The sequence below is a fragment of the Larkinella insperata genome (assembly GCF_026248825.1).
Lineage (GTDB): Bacteria > Bacteroidota > Bacteroidia > Cytophagales > Spirosomataceae > Larkinella > Larkinella insperata.
On record NZ_CP110973.1, the window covers coordinates 3,278,201 to 3,303,079 of the forward strand.

The following is a 24,879-nucleotide window of genomic DNA, read 5'->3' on the forward strand; positions in this document are numbered from 1 at the left end:
AACTATGGCCCATATCGCTATTCCCATCCCAACGATGCCCGGCAAACAGGACATCGAGATTGAAGTGACCATCAACGGTAAACGGCAGGAATTGCATTACCGTGTTGAACTGTTTTACTGGGAAGACTGCAACATCCCGACTATCGACCGCGTGGACTGCATCCGGCAGATGCTGGCGGGCTACGATCAGGACTGGACGCTCTACTACATCGGTTCGCCCACCGAGCAGTTTGTTCCCATCACGTTCGTGAAACGGGAAGACCTGGCGAAGCAGCGCCGGTTGCTCGTGGAGGAATCATGAGAAAGGGTTGCTACAACCGGAGTTGATCCGAGATCATCCGAGGCACCCGGAGCGCTAACTCCGATAAACCCCGATGTGCTCGGATCAACTCGGTGTAACAACCCTTTTTTACGACTCTTTCCGCTTAGTTTTTATCCCACCACAACGGCGTCGAAGCCTTGTCCGGCCCGTTCAGCAAAGAAGCAGCGGCTTGAACGGCTTCGGTGTTGGATTGTTGTTCAAGCAGCAGGAACGGAATCCGGCGCGGATACGAGCTGGTCGGCACATCCGTATTCACCGAGTTAACGACGGAGTACAGTTTCGGGAAACGGCTCCGGCGAACTTCCGCCCAGGCTTCAATACCGTCGGGATACAGAGCCAGCCACTTTTGGGTGCCCACCTGTTCCCGCTGGATGGCTTCGGTAGCGCCCCACTTCACGGTAATGTTCGACAGCGGGGGTGATTTTTGCTGATCCTGCGGAGCAACGGGCGTTTTCGTGCTGGCGATGTAGGCGTCAACCGCTGCGCCCGTAATGCCCCAGCCTTCCATCGAAGCCCGGATGCCGTTTTCGTAAGCCTGCTGCGCCGTAACGCCCCCGGTGTTCCAGCCGTTCAGGGCTGCTTCGGCCAGCAGAAAGTGGGCTTCAGCCGTGTGCATGATGTCCTGCCGGACCGCCAGCTGACGGTCCCAGGCCGAACCCGCGCCGGTGTTGCGAATCCAGAGCGTACCAATGTTTGAATTGTTGTCGTTCGTGTTCAGGGGATCGGTCAGCTCCGTGGGGCCGAGACCGTTCCGCAAACCTTCGTACGTTTTCGTGTTGAAGGCCGGTTGGAAATAAATGCCAATCCGGGGATCTTCGAACCCTTTCAGAACGGACTCCATCGCGGCACTCATCCGGAATTCACCCCAGCCAGAAATCGTGGCCAGACCGTTGTTGTCGCCACCCGCCAGGTTTTTCACCATGTAGGCGTTGTCGGTAGTTGCCGTCAACAGGCCACCGGCAATGGCGGCTTCCGCTTCGGTTTTGGCCCGGGCCGGATCCACTTTCGAAATCCGGAGCGCCAGCCGCAGCCGCAGGGTGTTGGCAAACTTGATCCATTTGTTTACATCGCCCGCGTAGATGATGTCGTAGCTGCCGTACGGTTTTTCGGTTGTTTTACCTTTTAAAACCTGGGTAGCCGCTGCCAGACGCTTGAAGAAGTCGTCGTAAATTTTGTCCTGCGGATCGTACTTAACACTGTTAGCCGGAATCCCCGCATCGAAGTAAGGTACCGGACCGTAGTAGTCCGTCAGCCGGTGGAAAGCAAATACCCACCAGATGCTGGCCAGCGCGTACTGCGACGAAGCGGGGTCGGTTTGGTCAAACAGGGTTTTCAACTGCGGCACCACCTGCGTGTAGATCGGGTTCCAGTGGGAGTTGATCCAGGTGGGGTGCATGAAATACCGGTCCGACTGGAAGTTTGGCGTCGTGGTGGCGAAGTACTGAGCAAACAAGTCGGCGTACAGGTTCTGGGCGGTTTGGTACGTTCCGGCCGCATACGAAGCCTGCTGCTGGGCCCGGGCAAACAAGTACGGGAGTTCGGTGGGCGTCAGCGTGGTAATGGCGGTTTTGCTGGTATTGATTTCGTCAAAATCGCCGGTACAGCCGCTCCAGATTCCGGCCGAACCCGCAAGCAGCCCGACCATCGACATTTTAATGAATTTATTAACTGGCATTTTCATGATACTTTCTAGCGTGTTTTGATTCTAAAAATTGAGGTTTCTCAGGTGGGCTATTTTCAGAATCCTAATTTCAAATTAAGACCAACGGTGCGGGTTGAAGGCAATGCGCCGTATTCAGAACCCTGGTAGTTGGCAGCACTGATGTTAACATCCGGATCAAACGGCAACTTACGGGTTTTCAGACCAGGAATGTCCATCAGGGCATCGCCCCGGTAGAGGAAGAACAAGTTGCGGGCCGTCAGCGACAACCGGGCATTTTTGATGAAGAAGTTCTGCGGGAACGGAATGTTGTAGCCAAACGACAACTCGCGCAGCCGGACGTTGGTGGTTGAATACGCGAAGAATTCACCCCAGGTATACCGTCCCTGCGATACGGTTTGCCAGAATTGCTCGGCTGTAACCGCTTTGGTGTTGGTTTCGCCGGTAGCCGTTACGCCCGGCAGTACCCAGCCTCCTTCGCGGTGTTCGAGCGTGTATTCGGCCGTTCCGTCATACGCCAGGTTACCGTCCGTTCCGGATACCATAATGCCGCCCACCCGGCCATCAACCAGGAAGCTCAGCACGAAGTTTTTGTAGGAGAACGTGTTGTTAAGGCCGAGCGTCAGTTTGGGGTTGAAGTTGCCGATTGTCTGGAACGCGCTCACGACGGGCAGACCGTTGGCGTTTACCAGCCGACGTCCTTGTTCGTCTTTAGCCCAGCCATACGCCTGCAGATCACCGTATGATCCGCCAGGGGCCACGACAGCCGTAGTGGTCCGGGTGTTACCACCCAGCGTCGCCGATTTGATGCCCGGATACAGCTCGATAATCTTGTTGATGTTGCGGGCCATGTTAAACGACACATCCCAGGTCAGCGCGTTGCCTTTCAGCGGAGAAGCCGTCAGCGTCAGCTCAAACCCTTTGTTGTTGATCTTTCCGGCGTTTACAAACTGGGTGGCAAAACCCGATGCCGGGGCCAAGCCCAACGACAGCAACTGGTTGACCGTGTTGCTGTTGTAGTAAGTGAAGTCGACACCTAACCGGCCATTCAGGAAACGCAGGTCCGCGCCAATTTCGGTCGATGACGAAATCTCGGGCTTCAGGTTTTCCGCTGGGCGCTGGGTGCTGCGCGAAATGAAACCACCGGTTCCCCCTTGCGAGAAAACGTACGTTTGCGCCAGGCTGTACGGTGCGGCATCGTTACCCACCTGCGCCCACGAGCCCCGAACTTTGGCAAAACTGATCCAGCTAGGCAGCTTCACGGCGTCAGACAGAATGAAGTTGGCTCCGAACGACGAGTAAATATACGAATACGGTGGCGGCAGCGTGGATGACCAGTCGTTCCGAACCGATGCATCAACCGTCAGGTAGTCGCGGAACGAAACCGAAGCTGTTCCGAAAACGTATTGCAGTTCTTTCTGGCTGAAACCGGTAATCTGGGTCAGCGCGGAAGCAAAGGACAGGTCAAAGCGGTTGGCGACCGACAGGCCGTTGGTGCTGGCGCCGACCTGCGAAAAGCGGTTGTATGTCTGACCCGCTCCGGCGTTGTAGGTAATGGCGAAGTCGTTGCTGATCTTGTTGTTTCCGGAAATGATCACGTCCATGTTACGCTCCAGCTGGTCGAGCGAAAACTCCTGGTATGAACCACCCGCACCGGCAAACAGCAGCGTATTGTTGGAGTAAGACTGTGAGTTGCGGTCGGTGTACCAGTCGTAGCTGAGCCGTCCCTGCACGTTCAGCCAGTCGGTGATGTCATATTTGGCTGATCCGAGGGCCGTTACCCGGTTGCGGGTTTCCTGGGCAAACGTCCGGTTGAGGGTCCAGTACGGGTTCATGTAAATCCCGGAGCTGGTCCAGTAAGTGGGTTTTCCGTTTGCATCTTCAAACGCGCTGTACTGGCCGATCAGATCCACGCTGCGGGGCACTTTGTAGAGGTTCATCGTCACGGAGCTTTCCTCACCCGACCGCGGTTTGTTATCAACTTTCTGGTTGATGTAGGTAATCTTGGCGTCGGTTGTCAGGCGTTTTGTGATCTGCGAATTGAGCCGCAGGTTCAGCGTGTGACGCACCAGGTCGTTGTTCGGCAGAATGCCCTGGTTGTAGTTGTGGGTATACGAAGCGTAAGTTTGAACCTTGTCGGTACCCCCCGCGATTCCTACCGAATTGTTCGTTGAGATGGCATTCCGGAAGAAGTCCTTGACGTTGTTCGGATAGGTTGTGGCCGGTGCTCCCCAGCTTGCGGCTGCATTTTCGCTGGATTTACCGCCCGCTCCCTGTCCGTAGGTATTTTGCAGTTTTGGCAGCATGAAAGGGCTTTCGGTCTGTACGCCGGAGTTGACATCTACCGATACTTTTCCGGCTTTCCCTTTTTTGGTGGTGATCATAATGACCCCGTTGGCCGCGCGCGAACCGTACAGCGCCGAAGCCGCCGGGCCTTTCAGCACGTTCATGGATTCGATGTCGTCCGGGTTGATGTTGTTGGCGCCGTCGCTGCCGTTAATCCCCCCGAAGTCACTGCTTACCTGACCCCGAACGGTGTTGTCCACCGGCACGCCGTCAATCACGAACAGCGCGTTGTTGTTACCCGTAATGGAGCGGTTTCCGCGCAGCACCACCCGCGTGGCCGAACCCGGACCCGATGAGCCCTGCGTAACCACCATACCGGCCACTTTACCCGAGAGCGTGTTCACGAAGTTGGCATCCCGTACATCCACCAGCTTCTTACCATCAATCTGCTGGGTGGCATAAGTCAGCGTTTTAGCATTCCGCTCAATACCGAGGGCCGTTACGACGACCTCGTTCAACTGCTTGGAGTCTTCCTGGAGCATCACGTCGATCACCGAACGATCGCCCACGACAATTTCCTGCGTGATGGACCCGATGAACGAGAAAATCAAAACCGTCGCGTTGTTGTCAACCGTGAGGGAATACTGACCGGCGCTGTTGGTCGTCGTACCCTTGGTGGTTCCTTTGATCACAATGTTTACACCCGGAATGCCGGCGCCGTTTGCGTCTTTCACCGTTCCGGTAATGTCTTTGGCAAGTGGAGCGTTCACTTCGTCTCCCTTCAATTTAGCATGGGCGGGTGGTTGAGGAGTTAGAAATGCCGTGCAGGTAGCCGCAAGCGCCAAAAGCGTGCATCGGCGTAAACTGCGGGAAGTCGACATTTTCTGCGTTAGAAGATGTACTGGTTTTTGCATAAGGGTAATTGTGATTTAGAAATGGTAATTTACGGTTAAGTACATATTTTCGAAGAGGAGGTGTGGAAAGGATAATTGTTTTGTGGAAAAGTTATATTATATAATAATATTTCTTTTCAGTGGCTTAAAATAGCATTTACTTGGGTAAATGGTCGGGTTATTAGTAGAAAAATTTGTTTTTTAAAACTTTTCTAAAGAACGGGGCTTCTTCCAAAAACCGCAGAGCACGGGCAAAGTAGAGGTAAAATACATAAGCATAGTTTAGAGATGGTAGCAACCTAATGTAGGTTGTTTTATGGGAAAAGTAATAATTTTTGCAATTCATTTACAAAAACGCGCAGCGTTTTTTCTACTCTCAGAAACAGGGGCGCTCCCTTTGATTCATTATTCAGGCTTAAAATGAAGCTTCCCCTGCGTAATCGCTGGATGATCTTTACACGGCTGAGGATTTTAACGGTACTGCCCGGACAAAGAAGGCCCCATCTGCAACGGGCGCCGAAACCCGGCAGCAGGGTAGCCAGTAAGCAGAACCTCCGCTAACCTCTGATTTCCTCCGCTCAACTCTGTGATACAACTTTTTTCCCTGTCCGGCAGCGAACGAACGACCGTCCGCAATCGGACAAACAAGAAGTATGTATGCTTAATAAAGTTCTGATTATTAGAGGTTTAACTTTGTTGGTATACAGTTTGATCGATTGCAGCCGTACCTTGACTGGACAGTGAACGACGAATCTTATGCTGAGCAATTACCTGAAAATCGCTTTTCGGAACCTGCTGAAACACAAAACGTTCGGCTTTATCAACATTGTCGGTGTGGCCATCGGTCTGGCGTGTTTCCTGCTGATTGCGCTTTACGTGCGCGACGAAATCAGCTTCGACCGTTTTCACACCAAAGCCGACCGCACCTACCGGGTGTTGCGGACGTTCCTCAATGCCAACGACGGAACCGTGGAGCTGAAGCTGGGAACGGTGGCTCCTCCGTTCGGGCCGCTGATCAAACAGGAGTTTCCGGAAGCGGAGCAGGTTGTGCGGACGCGTAACAGTAGCGCTTTAATCAAATACGGCGAGCACACCTACAATGAAAGCCGGGTGTTGTATGCCGAGGAAACCATTTTCAAGGTGCTGGATTTTGAGGTAGCCAGCGGCAATCCGGATCAGGCGCTGGCGAACCCTTTTTCGATTATGCTGTCGCAACCGATGGCCGAAAAATACTTCGGTAAGGAGTCGCCGATGGGCAAAAGCGTTCGGCTGGACAACCAGTTTGATTTTTTGGTAACGGGCGTTTTCAAACCGTTGCCCACGCAGTCGCACATTCATCCGGATTTTCTGGTTTCGTTCAACACGCTCAACGACAACCGTATTTATGGAGCTGAAAGGTTGCGAACCAATTGGGGCAACAACTCCTTTTTGACGTACGTTCTGCTGGCCAAAGGGGCCGATCCGGCGAAGATGGTGAAGGCCTTTCCGGCGTTTCAGAACCGGCGCATCGAACCCAAAGCGTCGACTTACTCGGTCCTGAACCTGCAAAAACTGACGGACATTCACCTGCGTTCAGATACGGACGACGCCCTGGATGCCGACGGCGATATTCGCTACGTGTACCTTTTTTCGGCTATTGGTCTGTTTATTCTGCTGATTGCCTGCATCAATTACATGAACCTGGCAACGGCCCGTTCAGCCATGCGGGCCAAGGAGGTCGGGATGCGAAAGGTGGTGGGGGCCCACCGGGGGCAACTGATCGGGCAATTCCTGAGCGAATCGCTTTTGCTGGTCATCTTCGCGCTGGGGCTGGCCGTCGCGCTGGTCGTTACCTGTTTGCCCCTTCTGAACAATTTTACGCAGAAGCAATTGACGCTAAGTCAGTTGATTAGTCCGGGGTTTCTGAGCATTGTAGCGGGTATCACGCTGCTGACGGGTCTGGTGTCGGGCAGCTACCCGGCTTTTTTCCTGACTTCGTTTCAACCCGTTAGTGTGCTGAAAGGCAAGATTGCTTCGGCCATGCGGACGGGCCGGCTCCGGCAGGTGCTGGTCGTTAGCCAGTTTACCATTGCCGTAGCGCTGATCATCAGCACGGTGGTGGTCTACAACCAGATGGATTACATTCGCAATTACAAGCTGGGCTATCAGAAAGATCAGGTCGTGCTGCTGCGGGCGGTGGAAGATTCCACGGTCGATTATGAAGCGCTGAAACAGGAACTCAAGCGGAACAGTGCAGTGCTGGCAGTTGGGCAGTCATCCCGAATTCCATCGGGGCGGCTGCTGGACTCCTGGGAAGCTTACATGGCGAAGGGCGACAGCATGGCACCTGCCAGCGTAGTCCTGAAATCGCTGTCGGTTGATCACGACTTTATTCCGACGTACGGTATGAAAATGGCCGCCGGGCGCAACTTCTCCCGGTCGTATACCACAGACGATACGGCGGCTTTTATTCTGAATGAAACGGCCACCCGGACGCTGGGCTGGAAAAGCCCCGATCAGGCCATCGGCAAAGCATTTGGCTACGGGCACCGGCGCGGGCAGATCATCGGCGTAACGAAGGACTTTCACTTCGAATCCCTGAAACAATCAATCCCACCCATTGTCCTTTTTATCGAACCCGGGCACAACAACTGGCTTTCCGTTCAGGTAGCGGGCGGGGCGGGTCTGCAAAACGGGTTGGCCCATCTAGAAGCCGTCTGGAAACGGCGCTTTCCAGAGCGGCCGTTCTGGTACGAATTTCTGGATCAGCGGTTCGGACGGCTTTACACCACGGAACAAACACAGCAGACGTTGTTTGGCATCTTCGCCGGTGTCGCCATCCTGATTTCCTGCCTGGGGCTGTTTGGGCTGTCGATGTTCATGGCCGAGCAGCGAACCAAGGAAATCGGCATTCGCAAGGTGCTGGGGGCCACAACACCGGGTTTGGTGGCGCTGCTTTCCAAAGACCTGCTGAAGCTGGTTTTGATTGCCCTCGTGCTGGCGTCGCCGGTGGCGTGGTGGGCCATGAGCCAGTGGCTGGAAGGGTTCGTTTACCGCACCACCATCAGTCCCTGGGTGTTCATTATTACGGCGCTTATCGCGATGCTCATTGCTTTCCTCACGGTTTCATTTCAAAGCATCAAAGCGGCTTTAATGAACCCGGTGAAAAGCTTAAAAACGGAATAATCTTCGGGGAAACGCGGTTCGGAAACCGCTCAGCGCACGAGTTGACCAATCCTGTAAAATCGGTTCTCGGGATTGGGGCAAGGGCTTAATTTGGGTTGATTGCCAAAACCCCTTCCACCATGCGCAAAAATTATCCTTCTTCAACCCGTAAGAAAAAATCCTTCCTGCGGGAATGGTTTGATTCCGTTCTGTTTGCGGTCATTGCGGCCACCCTCATTCGGTTTCTGACGTTCGAAGCCTACGCCATTCCCACACCGTCGATGGAAAACAGCCTGATGGTGGGCGATTTTCTGTTTGTCAGCAAGCTGCACTACGGCATCCGGACGCCCAAAACGCCTTTGCAGATACCGCTTACTCACCAGACCATCTGGGGCACGAAACTACCGTCGTACACCAACCTCATCCAACTGCCTGCTTACCGGCTGCCCGGTTTTACGGAGGTGAAAAACGGAGATGTGGTGGTGTTTAACTTTCCTCCGCCGAAGCCCGGCGAGCCCGATCATCCGGTCGATCTGCGCACGAACCTGATCAAACGCTGCATCGGGATTCCGGGCGATAAGCTGGAAATCCGGCGGGAAATGGTGTACATCAACGGCAGGGCGTTTGCGGCCCCGGCCCGCTCCCAGACCAGTTATTTCATCCGAACGGCGGAGGTGCTGAACGAGCGGTTTTTCCGGAAATACAACATCGTCAACGATTACAAATCGGCGGAAGGGCCGTTCATCAACTGGCAACCCGTTGAGCAGTACAGCGAAGCAACCAGAACCTCGGAGCTGGTGGGGTATCAGGTGACCACTACGGCCGAAACCATCGCCAAAATCAAGGAGCTCGACTGGGTAAAAGCCGTTGAGCCGCTGACCGAACCCGCCGGGCAACCGGAATCTGGAATCTACGGCGGAACAGCTTTTTCGTGGAACCGCGACAATTTCGGGCCGCTCACGGTTCCGAAAGCAGGCCAGACCATCCCGATCAATCCGCAAACCATTGCCGTATACGGACCGATCATTAGCCGGTACGACGGTAATGAAAAAGTGGAAGTAACGCCAACCCGGATTAAAATTGACGGCCAACCCATTCAGTCTTACACCTTCCGGCAGGATTATTACTTCATGATGGGCGACAACCGCCACAACTCCGACGACTCCCGGTATTGGGGTTTCGTGCCGAAAGACCACATCGTCGGCAAAGCCGTTTTCGTCTGGATGTCGATCGACCCCGCGCCCGCGACGGTCTGGGCCAAAATTCGCTGGAACCGGCTGTTCCGGGTAATTGAGTAACGGTTTTCACCATTCGTAACCCATACAATCCGATGCTTTATTACACCCAGGTTTTGTTTGTAAAACCCGGTCAGGAAACGGTATTTCACTCGTTTGAAGATCGGGTGTAGCCGTTGCTTCAGCGCCACCATGGCGAATTGCTCTACCGGGTCAGGCCGCCGGCGTCTTCGGTTGTTGCGACGACGCTCGGCTATCCCTACGAAATCCATCTGGTCACGTTTGCGACCCGCGCCGATTTTGAAGCGTACCGCGATGACCCGGAACGGCAACGCCATCTGAGCCTGAAAGATCAATCCATCGAGCGGGTCCTGTTCATTGAAGGAGCGGCCTTATAACCGGACCCGTAGCCGCAAGCACACTTCAATTCCGATTTTCGACAAATCAACCGCTTAATCCGACGTGCTAGTCCGGCTTTATTTCCGGCTGCTCGTTCCCTTGCTTTGCTTTGTAAGGATAGAAGCAGATGAGCACTGAAAACATGGAAAAAGAAGGAGTTATTGACATCGACGGTTTTAAGCTGGGCTATAAAGTGGAAGGTGAAGGCATGCCGGCGCTGGTCATTGGCAGTACGGTTTACTACCCCCGGACGTTTGCGGGTGATCTCCGGCAGTCGTTGCAGCTGATCTTTATCGACCACCGGGGTTTTGTAGCCCCGCCCCCCGGCGATTGGAAGGATGAAGATTTCGAACTGGCGGTCCTGCTAAACGACATCGAAACCATCCGGAAGGCGTTGGGTCTGGAGCGGTTTGTGGTCGTTGGTCATTCCGGGCACGCCTTTCTGGCCCTCGAATACGCCAAAAACTATCCGCAATACGTTGCGCAGGTTGTTATGATCGGGGCCAGCCCGGACTACAGCGCGGCCACTACGCAGGCCCGCTGGACGTTTTTTGAACAGGATACCACCCCGGAACGCAAAGCGGCTTTCGAAGCCAGCATGGCCCAACTGCCGGAACGACTTGCCGCCGACCCCAACCGGCGGTTTGTGCACCTGTGCCTCAGCGCGGGGCCGGCCAGTTGGTACGATTACCGGTATGACGCCATGGCTTTGTGGGAGGGGGTGTACACCAATAGGCAGGTCTTCGACTATGTCTGGGGCGTGGTTTTTCGCGACATCGACATTACCGCCGGATTGGAGACGCTGGATGTTCCGGTGTTTCTGGCGCTGGGGCGTTATGACTACCTGACGGGGCTGCCGTTTCTGTGGGATGCGGTGCGGCACCAGTTCAAAAACCTGACCATCCGAATTTTTGAAAAAAGCGCCCACACGCCCCAACTCGAAGAACCCGACCGGTTCAATCAGGAACTTGTACGTTGGCTGCATACCGGACGGGCGGACTAATCTGGTTCCAAAGACCGCTTTACGGGAATTTCTTCACCACCCAGTTGCCCACGTTCAGGCCCTGCTCGCGCCCCTGCTCGATGGCGTCCATGAAATGAATCCCGCCGTAAAACCGCGAAAGTCCTGCTTCAACAGCGGCTTCCCGGAACGATTTGAACGAGCGTGCTTTCAGGCCGTAGCGTTCCTCGACGGTATCGGTATACCCAAAATTGTCGCCGAAAAAATGGGTCAGAATCACCTCCGATGCCGATGAAATGGTGGAGTGGCCGCTCAGGTATTCCGGGAACGGGGGCGTTTGCAGAAACGGCTTCCAGGCGGGGTCCATAAGCTGACGGATGGCGGTTTCGGGCCGGACGCGGTCGCTGCGGTATTTTTCGTCCCAGCAAGCCAGAAAGCCGTCCATCAGGCCGATGGCAACCGCCGTGTGAATTTTCAGCGACTCCGCAAAGCTTTTTTTTGCCTTGGCACAGGCAATGCCGGTAATGCCCATCCAGTGAGCGCCGGGGGAAATTTTCTTCAGACCCACCAGCATGTGGCCGTTGTTTTCGAGCGCAAACGGGTTGCAGTCCCAGAAAGCGGCAATCAGGCGGTGTTCGTCGCTGATCGTGCTGGCGCTTTCCCGCTGATTTTGCTGGAGCAGCCGGTAAAAAGCCGACGACTTGTCTTTGGAAAAAGCCACCGGCGGCACGGGTTTAAACTGGGCCGCCGAATCCAGCATAAAGGGCCGGACGGTATTGAAATACGGTTCGACGGGCGCGAAATAACCCGGCGGGGTGGGGTACCAGGTTCCTTCTTTGCCGGAAGGAGTATAGCGCGGGTAATTGCTGATTTTGTTATACCGGTCGGCTTTGGCGTATTTCAGAATTTGCTGGCTAACCTGCTGAGCGTACGCTACGGAACCCTCAATGGCGTCGTCGGAAAAACCCGCCGTCCGGCACGAATCCACCAGTTGCTTTTCCAGGGTTTCCAGCCGTTTGCCCGACGGTTGCATTTTCTGGGCGGTTTTGAGCATGGCCAGGACGGCGCTCAGGTCCGGGGAGTACTCGTCAACATCGCCGGGCTTTTCAATAACCGGGTACTCGTTCAGCACACCGTGCATACTCCGGTAGCCCTTGTCGTTCTGCGACACCACTTCGTAGCCCGCCAGGCAGGCGTAGGTGAAAAACCGGGCGGCCAGGGGCGGGTTGGTCACGTCGTGAATCATCACCTCGGTCATTTCATCCACGACTTTGGTTATCTCCCGACTGCTGAGTTCCGGCGTTTTTTCCGACCGGCACCCTATGAAGATGAAAAGGAAAAAGAAGGTAAACTTTCGCATAATCCCTTAAAATGCTATTTCGCGGAGTTGAGCGGAGCCTTTGCTAAACTCTTTTTTGCTCCGCTCAACTCCGCGAAATAAGTCTTTCAATATTGATACGCTTTTATGCCCAACTGGTTGATTCCGAACAAAACCGTATTGCCAAGCGGCAGAATACTCCGCACATCGCCTTTGAGCTGGAAGCCGGATTGCCGCTGCGGGACGTAGGAAAATTGCCCTTTGCCGTTGCCTTTCAGCAAAATACCGTAGTTGGCGTCGGATTTGCCAAACCGCAGCCGCGCCCGGTTGATGTTACCGCTCACCAGCAGGTCCTTCTTCCCGTCGTGGTCGTAATCAAAAGCCGTCAGTGCGTAAACCGGCGAAACCTGCACTTCCATCGGCAACGGTTTCTCCTGGAGTTTACCCTGGGCGTTGCTCTCGAAATAAGCGGTTTTCAGGTAATTGGCTTCCAGTCGGCTGGCGCCTTTGAGTTCTTCTTCCGTGAAAATATCCTTCATCGAAGCGTTGGCGTAGCTTTTGTAATCGGGGAAGCGCGTGCGCATGATGCTGAGCTGGTCAAGCAGTTCGTCGCGGGAAACGTACGGATACGTTTTGCCCTGGATGTAAAAGCACAGAATCGGGTCGATGGAGCCGTTGTCGTCAAAGTCTTTGTAAAACAACTCGGCGGGTTCCTGATCACTCACTTTGCACTGGGTGTTCAGCCCCTGATTGCCAACGACAAAATCCGGTTTGCCATCGCCGTTCAGGTCGTCCACCAGCAGTTTGTTCCACCAGCCGCGGTATGGCTTCTCAAAATAGGTTGGGGACTGATCTTCCCATTTACCGTCGTTGTTTCCGAAAACCGTCACCGGCATCCACTCGCCGACCACCACCAGGTCCGGCTTTTTGTCGCCGTTCAGGTCGGTCCAGGCGGCATCGGTTACCATCCCGATCCGTTGCAGTTGCGGGGCCAGATTGGCCGTCTGATCCTTGAAATTGCCCTTGCCGTCGTTGATCAGCAAAAAGCTCGGGGGCGTTTCGGGATAGCGCCCCGGAATGACCCGGCCCCCCACAAACAAATCCGGTTTGCCGTCGCCGTTGGCATCGGCCACCCGAACGCAGCTTTTGCTGGTGCGCATCACGGGCAGAGCCGCCGGGTTTTTGGTGAACTTACCCGTGCCGTCGTTCAGGTAAAGCCGGTCCTGCAACTTTGCATCGTCGGGCAGGAAGTTGGCGTATCCACCGCTGCACACGTACAAATCGGGTTTGCCATCGCCGTTGGCGTCGAAGAAAACCGCGTCGGCATCGTCGCTGGCTTTGTCGGCTTCGAGGGCGGGTTGCGGGTTCGGCCGAAATTGCTGGTTAGCCTGTTGCAGATAAAGCATTCCGGCCTGGCCGTTTTCCCCGCCCACAAATACATCTTCCAACCCGTCGCCGTTGACGTCGGCTTTCGCCAGGCAGGGGCCCACAAACGACTGCGGATTGACCAGCAGCGGCTGGCGTTTGAAATCATTGACGGTGTTTTTGACGGCCTGATACGCCACGGGCGACTGGATTTCCGTAAATACTTGCCGGGGGGCGGGTTGCGGGCGGTCCGAAGCCTGGGCATCTTTTTCCGAAAGCGTCAGCCGTTGGTTGGCTTTTACCCCCGTCAGCAATTGCTGTTGACCACTTGGCCAGACGATCCGCAGCGAGTCGATGGTCGGGTTTTTACCCAGGCCAAAATGCAGTACCGGCGACACGCTTGACTGGTAGCCCCGCGACGGCATTTGCTCCAGAAACTGTTTTTGCCCTTTCTGGTAGAGTGTTACTTTGGCACCAATCCCGAACCGGTTGACGCCTTTGCCGTCCAGCTTTAGGTCAAGGAAATTGTTTTTGAGTTGCTGGTTGGCCTCATTCTTGTAAATGAACGCTGGTTTGTTGAGGTTGCTAACCACCAGATCCAGGTCGCCGTCGTTGTCCAGATCGGCGTAGGCGGCCCCATTGCTGTTCGACGGCAGGTTCATGCCCCAGGCTTTGCTGACGTCCGAAAACGTCAGGTTTCCGTTGTTTCTGAAGATGTAATTGCTGACGTCCGACGACGGAATCTGGTACACCAGTTCGAGGATGTTCTGCCGCCGGACGTTGCTCTGGTTGTTCTGCAGGTAATCGTTCATGTACTTCATGAAGTCCATGTTGGTAAAATCCCGCACGAAGCCGTTGGTTACAAACAGGTCTTTCCAGCCATCGTTGTCGTAATCGGCTAACAGCGGAGCCCAGCTCCAGTCGGTATTGGACAGCCCGGCCAGTTGCCCGATCTCGCTGAACGTGCCGTCGCCGTTGTTGACCTGCAGCATGTTCCGCATGTACTGGTAGTGAAAACCGGTGCGGAGGTTGAGGTCAAATTTCTCGTAGTTGTCGGGGGCAAAGAGCAGTTTCTGCCGGCGGTTGTCTTCGGGCAGCATGTCCAGCACAAACACATCCGACAGGCCATCGTTGTTGATGTCGGCCACGTCGTTGCCCATTGAGAAGTGGGAGAAGTGGCCGAGGCTGGTTTGAATTTTATCCGAGAAATACGGCCCGCCTTTCCGGCCGTTGTTGATGTATAAATAATCCGGAATGGTGTAATCGTTGGAAACGTAGAGGTCCGGCCAGCCGTCGCTGTTAACGTCCGCAATACCGGCCCCCAAGCCGTATGAGAGCGAGGTGTTTCGCAGGCCGGCTTGGCGGGTGATGTCCTGAAAATACGGTTTTCCGGCTTTTAAATTGTTCCGGAAAAGCCGGATACCGGTTTCCAGACCCGGTTTTTTGAGCAGATCGGCCGTGCTGGCTTCGTCGAGAACGGGGAGTGATTTGGGGTTATGATTCAGCAGAAACAAATCCAGGTCGCCGTCTTTGTCGAAGTCGAAAAAGAAGCCCTGCGTGCCGTTGACGGGGTGGTTCAGGCCGTATTCCGCCGTTTTCTCGGTGAACCGGGGAATCCCACCCGCTTGGGCGCCCTCGTTGATAAACAACTGGTTAACCCGTTTTTCGGGTGACAGATTGCCCGAGTAGCAGACGTAAAGATCCAGTAAACCATCGCCGTTCACATCGGCCATCGTTACGCCGGTTTTCCACGGTCCCTCGCGTCCGGCCACACCCGCCGAGTCGGTAATGTCTTGAAATTTCAGGTTGCCCCGGTTGAGGTACAGCTTGTTCGGCACCATGTTTCCGGTAAAATACAAGTCGTCCAGGCCGTCGTTGTTGACATCCCCGACGGCCACGCCACCGCCGTTGTAGAAGTATTCGTACATCAGGACGTTGGTGTTCAGGCCCTCGGTCAGGTTGTTGGCAAAATCGACATGGGTTTCGTCCGACGACAGCAGCGTGAACAGGGGCGGGCCGGTGTTTTCCACGGCCGTTTGTTCTTCCCGGGAGGAAGAATCCCGGCAGCCGGTCAGAACAAACAGAAAAAAGAGGGGATAGAAGAGAGTGGCAAAGGGCAATTTCATACAATGGTACAACGAGACGGTATTGAAACAATCAGTTTACAGTGGGCGGTAACATTCGGTTGAATGCCTTATAAACTGTAAATGTAAGAAGGCTAACTACTTAATTCACTGCAAAATTGCAGCAATTTTCTCAGATCTCTTTCCTTTTTGAAATCGATCGATTCCGTTTTTAGATACGCTTCGATGGCGGATTTGTTTTTTGAGAATATTTTCAAAATGGTGCCCTTACTGAGTCGGTGGAAGCGATTGTTCTGATCGATCACCAGGTAAACGACATCCTTCTCCAGCAGCAGGTCGCCTTCCTGCCCAAGCCGGGCCAACTGACCGGTGCTCCCGACAAAAGACTTGTATTGGGTGATCGACGAGGTTCCGGACGATTGGTTGTATGCGCCATTCTTCTCGGCCCGGACGGTTTTGAAAATGGGTTTCATGGCCAGTTTAACGGGCAGGTACTCGGCGGTAACTTCCATAAAGCCGTATTTCTGATCATAAAGAAACGCCACTTCCGCGACCTGAACCGACCGGATCGTGGTTTCGTTGGCCAGGGCCAGCGTATCACCCCTGGGGTCGATGAACTGCATTTCCCCGATCAGGATGTTGTAGTTGAACCGCCCGGTTGCTGTCAATCCGTTGAGGTACGTTAGGGTACCGGTTCGGAAATCCGGGTACCGATACCGTTCCGGAAACGGTACGGATCGCTGCCAGTTGGGTCCACCTTTTACCCGGATCGTGGGCAAAGTTTGCGCCCACAGACGTACCGGATTGAAAAATCCCATTGCTACAATCAACAGAATCGTTTTCATGGTTTTGCGGTTCGGGTGCTTTCAAAAAATCTGTGCCAGCCCAAAATGAGCTGGCACAGGTCTATTGCGCGAATGGATGCACCGGTTCTTAGTAGCCCGGATTTTGCACCAGTTTGTTGTTCCGGTTCATTTCATCGCGGTGGATCGGCAGATAATACTGCTTATCGGCCCAGTTCCGGTTTTCCTTCCCGGGGTCAATCTCGGTTACTTTGTACGAGTAGTCGTAGCTCGTCGGGTCGTACTTATACAGTGTGACCGTTTTACCCGGCTTAAGCATTCCCGTGATCGTGATCCCGTTAGCTTTCCGGCCGAGTGTAGTCGGAGCGATCATCCAGCGACGGGCGTCGTGATAGCGGTGTTCTTCGAAGACCAGTTCAATCCGGCGCTCATTCCGATACCGCTCGCGCAGGGCTGCGCCTGATTCGGTGATGGCGGGCATACCGGCCCGGAAACGAATGCGGTTCAGCCAGAGTCTCGCTTCGGCATCCTGCCCCAGTTCGATACACGCTTCGGCGTAGTTCAAAGCGGCCTCCGTATAGCGGAAGAAAGGCCAGGGAATCTGCTGATACGTGTTCTGATCAACAATGGCCGGGTTCGGATCGATGAATTTGCGCATGTAATAACCCGTGTAGCTACCATTCCAGTCTTCCACCGAACTCTTCCGCGTATCCAGACCGGGAATCATTGCTTTGGCGCCGGATGCGTTTACAACTTCGTACGTTCCCGTTTGGATCTGGTTAACCGGATCTTTGGCAGCAACGTCGGCGGTCCGGGGTTTCCAGGTAGCGCCGTCGTACATGATGCTGGCGTAGAAACGGGGATCACGATTAGCGTAAGGCGTAGTGGCCTTGGCTGGATCACTCCAGCTAAACTTACTGCCATCCATCATTTCGTAGTCGTCGACCAGTAAGGAAATCGGCGTATTACCCGCCCAGTTGTGGTAGCCGTTCGGGCCGTTGTACAAGCCCTGTTGACCACCTGCTTCCTGCTTCTCGTTGATAAAGGAACGGGAGAAGAGTACATCCCGATCGCCACCGTTGCGCGACAGCGCAATGTTCATGTAGTTGGCCGTACCTTCTTCTTTGGTGGCCGGGGCCGTCATGTTGAACATAAAACCGTAGCTCGTCTGATCCAGGACGGCTTTGGAGGCAGCCTGGGCTTTCAGCCAGCGTTCGTTGCGGGTGCCGGTGGTGTAGCCGAGCAGCTCCGGTTTGGCGTAGGCCGCGTGCGTCGACGATTTGGCTTTGGCCGTCGGAACGTCGTACAGATCGCTGGCGGCATACGTCAGGATGCGAGCTTTCAGCGCCAGAGCCGCCACTTCGTTGGCCCGACCTTTCGCCATCGACATTCCTTTCAGCAGGGCCGCAGCATCTTCGCAATCTTTCACGATAAAGTTGATACACTCCTCCATGGTGTTCCGGGTAACCGTGTAATCGGCTTCACCCAGTTCATAAGGACGATCAACAATGGGAACTCCGCCGTAATATCGTACCAACTGGTGGTAGTAGTAGGCGCGCAGAAACTTAGCTTCTCCGGTTAGCCGCTCTACAATTTTGCCGGTATTGGCAAATTTGGGCTGAGCCAGGTTGGCCAGTGCGAGGTTGGCCGCCCGGATGCGCAGATACATCTGGTTCCACTCAATCGTTTCATTCACCCAGCCCGGATCAGCCGGGTTAGAACGGCCTTCGGTGATGGTGGTAATGTTCCGACCGGGGTGGGTAAAGATGGTTTCGTCGGTCAGCGAAGCCAGTTGCTGTTCGTTGAAACCGCCCTGTCCTAAGCCCGCATAGATTCCGGTTACAAAGGCTTCGGATAAAGCCGCGTCCGACCAGACAGCCTCTCCGGATACCTGATCCAGCGGCTGGGTGTTCACAAAATCGTCGTTACAACCCGTTACGGAAAAAGCTGCAATACCGACGGCTAATGTTATGGTTTTAAATTTTCGTAGCATGTTGAATTAAAAAATTAGAAACGAATCGACGCACCCACGTTGATAACCCGAGCCTGTGGATAGTATTGTCCAGTTGCGTTGTCAGCTTCCGGATCAAATGAGCCCAACTTGTTGAACAGAGTCGCCAGGTTTAAGGCATTGGCGTATAAACGCAAGCTGCTAACGCCTACTTTCTTGCCGATATTGTCCGGAATGGTGTAACCCACTTCCAGGTTTTTCAGACGGATATAATCCGCCGACCGCAACCAGTAGGTGTTGTTGTTTGAGTAATACTGGTCGCTCCGGTTGGCGATACGGGGGTGAACACTGCTCGGGTTTTCAACCGTCCAGCGATCCGTGTAGATCTCTTTCAGGAAGTTACCGATGTTACCTGATTCGCCCAGGCTGATGTATTGCTGCGCACCGGCAGAGCCCTGGAACAGAATCGTCAGGTCAAAGCTTTTGTACGTGGCCGAGATGTTCATACCACCCTGGAACAGCGGCAAATTGGTCCGTTTGTTCCGAACTTGATCTTCGGGGGTAATTTTTCCATCAGGACCTGAATTGTTCGGACCACCGATGTCTTTGTACTTCATGTCACCCGGGCGCAGCGTTTTCACGATGGCGGAGTAGTCGAGGGTGTTGGCATCAATTTCGGCCTGATCCTTGAACACCCCGTCGTACTGGTAAGCAATGTACGAGTTGATCGGCATACCCGTAGTCCGTTGCCAGGCCGGAGCACCCGGTGCTTCATCCCAGAAGATGATCTTGTTCTGAGCGTAACCACCATTGACGCTAACCGTAAACTTCAGATCCTTCACCTGACCGTTGTAGCCAATCTGACCATCGAAACCGCTGTTGCGAACTTTTCCGATGTTTTCCGGAGGCAGGACCAGACCCGTGGTACGGGGGATGGATGCATTCCGGGGGTAAAGAATCGAGGTCCGCAGGTTGTTGAAGTAGTCAAATTCAAAGTTAACCTTGCCGTTGAACAACTGACCTTCCAAGCCGATATCGGCGTTGTTGGCTACCTCCCACGTAATGGTCGGGTTCGGAATCCGGGCCTCCGTCAGCGTCTTCTGCTGCTGGTTGTTGATGATGTACGTGTTAAAGCCGTACGTTGCCAGGTACTGGTAGGTGGCCAGGTTGGTTGTGCCGGGCAGATAAATCTGGTCGTTACCCAACTGACCCCACGAACCGCGCAGTTTCAGGTAGTTGATGGCCGGGATGGAGTTTTTCAGGAAGTTTTCTTCTGAAATGACCCAACCTGCCAGGAAGCCGGGGAAGAAACCGTACCGGGTTGCCTGCGGGAAAATGTCGGAACCGTCATACCGCCACAGGAACTCCGCCAGGTATTTCTCTTTGTAGTTGTAGGCTACCCGACCGAAGTAGTTGATCCGGGCGCGTTCGTAAGCACTACCGTTGTTGTTTTTCTCCAGGTCACCACCGGCGAAAAGCTGATCGATGGCCGGAGAGATAAAGTACCGACGGTAGGCGTCAAAGCCCTCACCCGTGATCGTTTCGCGGTTAACCCCGGCCAGTACCGTCAGGCCATGATCTGTACCAAATTTGCGTTCGTAGTTCAGGATACCGCCCAACAGAATGTTCAACTGGTTTTCGCTGTAGAGGTTCAGACGGGGTTCGGCGGGTCCGCGTCGGCTGGCAATCAGGTTCGGGATACCGTTGGCATCAACTCCTGTTCCGCGCTCGTACAGCGTCCAGGGCGTCTGCCACAACCGACGGGTACGCAGTCTTTTATCAACAGCGGCTGTACCACTGAATTTCAAGCCTTCAATGCCCGGGATTTTGATGTCCAGCTGGCCATTGGTCTGGAAATAATCCTGTTTGTCTTTGTCGTAACCCGTATCGTTTGTGGTGATCACAACGGGGTTCTCACCGTTTTCGATGTCTGGGCCCGGACGACCGTCGGGCCAGAAAGCCGGTTGGTTCGGTTTACCGCGCATCTGCATCCGGAAGATCGCGCCAGCGCCCCGCGTCGGATAGAACCGGAACTCTTCGCGGCCCAGTAAGCCAACGGCTACGTGCACGTACTTGTTGATGTCGGCGTCGAGGTTTACGCGCAGGTCATACTGTTTGTAACCCGTTGCCGACCGTTTGTAGTACGCATCCTGATCCTGGTAGCCCAGCGAAGCTAGGTATTTAACCGATTCGGTACCGCCTGTGATTTGCAGGTTGTGCTGCTGCTGCGGAGACCAGGTTTTCAGCGTCGATTTATACCAGTCGGTGTTCGGGTGGCCCCAGGGGTCCGAACCGTCGTTGTATTTGGTAATGTCGTCCGGCTTGTAAGGCGCGGAGCGAACCGTTCCGTCGGGACGGGTATACGATCCGGTCGTTTTGTACGCCTGGGTAGCAGCCGCCCATTCGGATACCGGCAGTCCGTAGACATCCAGGTCGTTCAACATTTGGGCGTATTCAGCAGCGTTGGCCAGCTTCGGAATAACCGTCGGCTGCGAGAAACCCTGGTTGAAAGAATACGACAATTGTGGTTTACCCGTTTTGCCCCGCTTGGTGGTGATCAGGATAACCCCGTTGGCCGCCCGTGAACCGTAAATGGCTGCCGAGGCATCTTTCAACACCGAAATGTTTTCGATATCGTTCGGGTTGATCCGCTCCAGACCCCCTGAACGGGCCGGAACACCGTCGACAACGATCAGGGCGCTGTTGTTACCCAGTGTGTTCGTACCGCGAATCCGGATGGCTGAACCGTCGTAACCCGGTTCACCACTGCGGTTAACGGCAACTACACCCGGCAGACGGCCCGCGATGGAGTTGGACAGGTTCGTCGTTGGCGATTTGATCAGGTCGGTTCCTTTTACCGAAACAACCGAACCCGTTACGGTTTCTTTCTTCTGAACACCGTACCCAACGACCACAACTTCATTCAATTGGCTGACGTCATCGAGCAGTTTGACATCCAGGTTGGAGCGGCCGTTAAGAGCAACTTCCTGGGTAACGTACCCAATAAATGAAAACACCAGTGTAGCGCTCTTATTCGGAACGTTGAGCGTGTATGTGCCTTCCGAGGTTGTGGTTGTTCCCTGGGTGGTACCCTTGACAACAATGCTCACCCCCGGCAGGACATCACCGGCCGAACCCGTAACTTTTCCTTTTACGGTTGTTTGAGCCAGCGCACCAGTCACGGAAATAAGCATTAAATACAGCACTAACAGGTACCTTTTTTCGGGAGGCACCGGTACCTGATGAGTAGAATTTTTCATACAGATAAAGAAGGATTGGTTTTAATTAAGGAATTAACTAGGGACTAAGTACTCAAAACGTTTCAAGCGAAAGCGTGGATAGCAAGAGCGCAAGCGCAGTCAACTCCGGTTATCGGCTGATACCGGATGGCGCTTTTGAAAAACGAAAGGGAACTACTAACATGGGGAAGAAGCGTACTCGATTGTAGTAGTTTTCTGTCATAAGTGATAAAATTAATAGAGATGGTTTGATGGAAAGTTTACTCGTTTAAGGAAGTGCTGGTTCGGGACAATCGACCTGTTGGTGCATTTCTAGTAAAAGATTGCAACATTTTGTTACTGATAATTGGTCAACTAATTGGCCTGATACTAGCATTTATGGTTAAGGGTTTTATTTAAATAATACTATTTAATACTCGGGTACTTCCAAAATTATACTGTTAAATTAGTAAGAGAATAATAAATATTAAAATAATTTAACCTTGATAGTTAAAAAAAAGTAAAAATTGGTTAAAAAGTAGTCAATTCGACCGCAAATACCTGTGTTTACCGCAGACAGCTCTACCAAACAGGAGGGCGCCACGCTGCTCCGTCCGGTACCGTACGAAAACCGTCCGCAATCGGACATTAATAAAATGTAATACGTTTATACCGGTTTGTAAATCAATGCATTACCGATGTGGCACACGCTTGGTGGGTTTGCTGGTAGTGAGTTAGTGCGTACATGATAGGATAAAACCTCATTCCTTTATTCTGATGCTGCTGAATTACCTCAAAATTGCCATCCGAAACCTGCGGACGCACACGGTTTATTCGTTTATCAATCTTTTTGGTCTGGCGGTGGGCGTCGCAAGTTGTCTGCTCATCGTGCTCTTTGTGAACGATGAGCGGGCCTACGACCAGTTTCTACCCAACGCCAGCCGGATTTACCAACTCAACACCGCAGGAAACTTTGGCGGAAGCGATTTTACCGCCAGCGGCACCCCGCCCCCGCTGGGCAAAACGGTCATGCAGGAGCATCCGGAAGTGGAAGCCTATACGCGCCTGTTTAAAGTTATGGATGCGGTCGTGCAGCGGGAGCACAACGGAAAAGTCAATCGGTCATTTACTGAAGCACAAATTATGGCCGCCGACTCCAATTTTTTGCAGGTTCTGGGCTTCTCCACCCTTTTGGGCGATCCAGCCACCTGTCTGAAAGAGCCTAATTCCGTTGTTGTTACTGAAAAAATAGCCCGTAAATACTTCGGAAAACCGAATGTGGTGGGGCAGGTGCTAAAAATTAACAGCGACCCGTTCAAGATTACCGGTGTGCTGGCCGATTTGCCGTCGCAATCCTCGATTCAGTTCGACTTTCTGACGCCCATGAAAAACTACGGCGTGGTGCAGTATTTCGATTGGAGCTGGGTGTGGCTAAACGTTGCCACCTATATCCGGCTCAATGAGCGGGTTGCCAGCGATCCGGACCGCATTCAGGCGCTGGAAGCCCGATTCCCCGCGATGGTGAAAAAATACGCCGAACCGGCCTTTCAGCGCATTGGTCAGCCGGACTTCCTGAAAAACGGCGGGCGCTGGGCGTTTCTGATTCAGCCAATCACCGACATTCACCTCGGTTCGGGCGGAATGTCCACCCACTACCAGAATCTGGGCGACAGGCAGCAGGTCGATACGTTTACCGTGGTGGCGGTGTTTATTGTGGTGCTGGCCTGCGTCAACTTCATGAACCTGGCGACCGCCCGCTCCGTCAAGCGGGCCAGGGAGGTTGGAGTTCGGAAGGTTTTGGGATCCCACCGAAGCACGCTGATTGCGCAGTTTCTGACCGAGTCGCTGCTGTACAGCTTCATGGCTTCCCTGCTCGGATTGGGCCTGGTAACAGTGTTGCTACCGTTTTTTAATCAACTGGCGGGCAAAACATTTTCCGCCGACGTGCTGACATCCGCCGAGGTGTTGGCGGTTACGGGCGTGCTGGCCCTGCTGGTCGGGTTGCTGGCGGGCAGTTATCCGGCTTTTTACCTGACCTCTTTCAACCCGGTGCAGACGCTCAAGAACGGTATTCTCAAAACGTCGCTGGGTCAGCAACTAACCCGCAACGGCCTGGTTGTTTTCCAGTTTGTGGTTTCAACGGTCCTGATTGTTGGTACGATTGTGGTGTTTGCCCAACTGCGTTTTGCCCAGAATAAAGACCTGGGGTTGAATAAAGAAAACGTGCTCGTGGTCCGCAATGCCAACCGCCTGGGTCAGAACGAAGACGCTTTCCGGCAGGAGCTAACCCGGCTGGCCGAAGTTTCGAACGCCAGCATTTCGACCAGCGTGCCGTTGCAGGGCGGTTTCGGCGACTTTTATAACCCGGTTCAAACGGCGGAAAAACAGATTGCCAAAGACCTCCTGATGTATTCGTTCATGACGGATTATGATCTGGTGCCGACGCTAAACATCCGGCTGATCCAGGGCCGGAATTTTTCGCCGGAGTTTTCGGATTCGCTCTCGGTGATTTTGAATGAAACGGCGGTGAAGCAAATCGGCTGGAAAAATCCGATCGGGCAATCGCTGGTGTATCCGGGTGGGGTACGGCAAGCCTACAAAGTGATTGGCGTCATGAAGGATTTCGACATGGAATCGGTGCGGTCGGCCATGGTTCCGTTTGCCCTGTTTCATGAATCTTCCAAAAGTTTCGAGGAACTCAACTCGTACGTGGTGGCCCGCATCCGGCCGGGCAAGGTCGATGCGGCCGTCAAAAAAATTGAAGCCATCTGGAAACGGTTTAAGCCCGACACCCCATTTGATTACACATTTCTCGACAATGAATTTGCCAATGCCTACCGTACCGAGCAGCAAACCGGCCGGGTTTTCGGCGCTTTTACGGCGTTAGCCATTTTCATTGCCTGCCTGGGTTTATTCGGGCTGACCACCTTTGCCGCCGAGCAGCGGACCAAGGAAATCGGCGTTCGGAAAGTCCTGGGTGCATCCGTCGCCAGCATCGTGGGTCTGCTCTCCAAAGATTTTCTGAAGCTGGTCATCCTTTCCATTGTGATTGCCTCGCCGATTGCCTGGTACATCATGAACCAGTGGCTGGCCGATTTCAAATACAAAATTGACCTGGAATGGTGGATGTTCGTACTAGCCGGGGGGCTGGCCCTGGTGATTGCTTTTGCAACGGTGAGCTTTCAGAGCATCAAAGCCGCCCTGACCAATCCGACGAAATCACTGAAAAGTGAATAAAGC

13 protein-coding genes are annotated in these 24,879 nt (G+C 53.9%); 6 read left to right on the plus strand and 7 right to left on the minus strand.

The window, feature by feature from the left end; translation table 11 throughout:
* Nucleotides 1–4: 4 nt before the first annotated feature.
* Nucleotides 5–301, plus strand: coding sequence for a hypothetical protein (locus OQ371_RS13260; protein WP_265994253.1), 297 nt, complete (start codon nucleotides 5–7; stop codon nucleotides 299–301).
* Nucleotides 302–425: 124 nt separating this feature from the next.
* Here the strand turns inward: OQ371_RS13260 and OQ371_RS13265 are convergent, their stop codons facing one another.
* Both OQ371_RS13265 and OQ371_RS13270 read right to left on the minus strand, forming a co-directional pair.
* Nucleotides 426–2,003, minus strand: coding sequence for a SusD/RagB family nutrient-binding outer membrane lipoprotein (locus tag OQ371_RS13265; protein WP_265994254.1), 1,578 nt, complete (start codon nucleotides 2,001–2,003; stop codon nucleotides 426–428).
* A gap of 56 nt (nucleotides 2,004–2,059) precedes the next feature.
* Nucleotides 2,060–5,038, minus strand: coding sequence for a SusC/RagA family TonB-linked outer membrane protein (locus OQ371_RS13270; protein WP_265994255.1), 2,979 nt, complete (start codon nucleotides 5,036–5,038; stop codon nucleotides 2,060–2,062).
* 879 nt (nucleotides 5,039–5,917) lie between these two features.
* Between OQ371_RS13270 and OQ371_RS13275 the strand changes: the two genes are divergently transcribed.
* The 4 genes from OQ371_RS13275 to OQ371_RS13290 all read left to right on the plus strand — a co-directional run bounded on the left by OQ371_RS13275 (nucleotide 5,918) and on the right by OQ371_RS13290 (nucleotide 10,942).
* The gene (locus OQ371_RS13275) at nucleotides 5,918–8,326 is read left to right on the plus strand and encodes an ABC transporter permease (protein ID WP_265988417.1); all 2,409 of its coding nucleotides are present in this window, start codon (nucleotides 5,918–5,920) and stop codon (nucleotides 8,324–8,326) included.
* A 119-nt stretch (nucleotides 8,327–8,445) separates the two neighbouring features.
* Nucleotides 8,446–9,603 (plus strand): signal peptidase I, encoded by a 1,158-nt coding sequence (lepB, locus tag OQ371_RS13280; protein ID WP_265988418.1) that lies wholly within the window; start codon nucleotides 8,446–8,448, stop codon nucleotides 9,601–9,603.
* 113 nt (nucleotides 9,604–9,716) lie between these two features.
* On the plus strand, nucleotides 9,717–9,938 hold the full coding sequence (locus OQ371_RS13285) for a DUF1330 domain-containing protein (protein ID WP_265988419.1): 222 nt from the start codon (nucleotides 9,717–9,719) through the stop codon (nucleotides 9,936–9,938).
* A gap of 143 nt (nucleotides 9,939–10,081) precedes the next feature.
* Nucleotides 10,082–10,942, plus strand: coding sequence for an alpha/beta fold hydrolase (locus OQ371_RS13290; protein WP_265988420.1), 861 nt, complete (start codon nucleotides 10,082–10,084; stop codon nucleotides 10,940–10,942).
* Between the two features lie 19 nt (nucleotides 10,943–10,961).
* Here OQ371_RS13290 and OQ371_RS13295 read toward each other — a convergent pair whose 3' ends face one another.
* From OQ371_RS13295 to OQ371_RS13315, 5 genes are all read right to left on the minus strand, one after another.
* Nucleotides 10,962–12,260, minus strand: a complete 1,299-nt coding sequence (locus OQ371_RS13295) for a vanadium-dependent haloperoxidase (protein WP_265988421.1) — start codon at nucleotides 12,258–12,260, stop codon at nucleotides 10,962–10,964.
* An 86-nt stretch (nucleotides 12,261–12,346) separates the two neighbouring features.
* Nucleotides 12,347–15,709 carry a VCBS repeat-containing protein gene (locus OQ371_RS13300; RefSeq protein WP_265988422.1) on the minus strand — a complete coding sequence of 1,121 codons (3,363 nt, stop codon included), beginning with the start codon at nucleotides 15,707–15,709 and terminating at the stop codon, nucleotides 12,347–12,349.
* A 92-nt stretch (nucleotides 15,710–15,801) separates the two neighbouring features.
* A complete protein-coding gene (locus tag OQ371_RS13305) occupies nucleotides 15,802–16,512 on the minus strand; it encodes a hypothetical protein (protein ID WP_265988424.1) in 711 nt (236 codons plus the stop codon).
* An 88-nt stretch (nucleotides 16,513–16,600) separates the two neighbouring features.
* Nucleotides 16,601–18,463 (minus strand): RagB/SusD family nutrient uptake outer membrane protein, encoded by a 1,863-nt coding sequence (locus tag OQ371_RS13310; RefSeq protein WP_265988425.1) that lies wholly within the window; start codon nucleotides 18,461–18,463, stop codon nucleotides 16,601–16,603.
* Between the two features lie 14 nt (nucleotides 18,464–18,477).
* Entirely contained in the window at nucleotides 18,478–21,681 is a 3,204-nt protein-coding gene (locus OQ371_RS13315; protein WP_265988426.1) for a SusC/RagA family TonB-linked outer membrane protein, read from the minus strand.
* 735 nt (nucleotides 21,682–22,416) lie between these two features.
* Here OQ371_RS13315 and OQ371_RS13320 point away from each other — a divergent pair.
* Complete coding sequence (locus OQ371_RS13320) at nucleotides 22,417–24,876, plus strand: ABC transporter permease (RefSeq protein ID WP_265988427.1); 2,460 nt, start codon at nucleotides 22,417–22,419, stop codon at nucleotides 24,874–24,876.
* The last annotated feature ends 3 nt before the right edge of the window (nucleotides 24,877–24,879 follow it).

Bases quoted from the DNA above. Each gene is read 5' to 3' on its own strand.
- OQ371_RS13260 (WP_265994253.1), top strand. From the start codon at position 5: ATGGCCCATATCGCTATTCCCATCCCAACGATGCCCGGCAAACAGGAC.
- OQ371_RS13265 (WP_265994254.1), bottom strand. From the start codon at position 2,003: ATGAAAATGCCAGTTAATAAATTCATTAAAATGTCGATGGTCGGGCTG.
- OQ371_RS13275 (WP_265988417.1), top strand. From the start codon at position 5,918: ATGCTGAGCAATTACCTGAAAATCGCTTTTCGGAACCTGCTGAAACAC.
- lepB (WP_265988418.1), top strand. From the start codon at position 8,446: ATGCGCAAAAATTATCCTTCTTCAACCCGTAAGAAAAAATCCTTCCTG.
- OQ371_RS13290 (WP_265988420.1), top strand. From the start codon at position 10,082: ATGGAAAAAGAAGGAGTTATTGACATCGACGGTTTTAAGCTGGGCTAT.
- OQ371_RS13295 (WP_265988421.1), bottom strand. From the start codon at position 12,260: ATGCGAAAGTTTACCTTCTTTTTCCTTTTCATCTTCATAGGGTGCCGG.
- OQ371_RS13300 (WP_265988422.1), bottom strand. From the start codon at position 15,709: ATGAAATTGCCCTTTGCCACTCTCTTCTATCCCCTCTTTTTTCTGTTT.
- OQ371_RS13305 (WP_265988424.1), bottom strand. From the start codon at position 16,512: ATGAAAACGATTCTGTTGATTGTAGCAATGGGATTTTTCAATCCGGTA.
- OQ371_RS13310 (WP_265988425.1), bottom strand. From the start codon at position 18,463: ATGCTACGAAAATTTAAAACCATAACATTAGCCGTCGGTATTGCAGCT.
- OQ371_RS13315 (WP_265988426.1), bottom strand. From the start codon at position 21,681: ATGAAAAATTCTACTCATCAGGTACCGGTGCCTCCCGAAAAAAGGTAC.
- OQ371_RS13320 (WP_265988427.1), top strand. From the start codon at position 22,417: ATGCTGCTGAATTACCTCAAAATTGCCATCCGAAACCTGCGGACGCAC.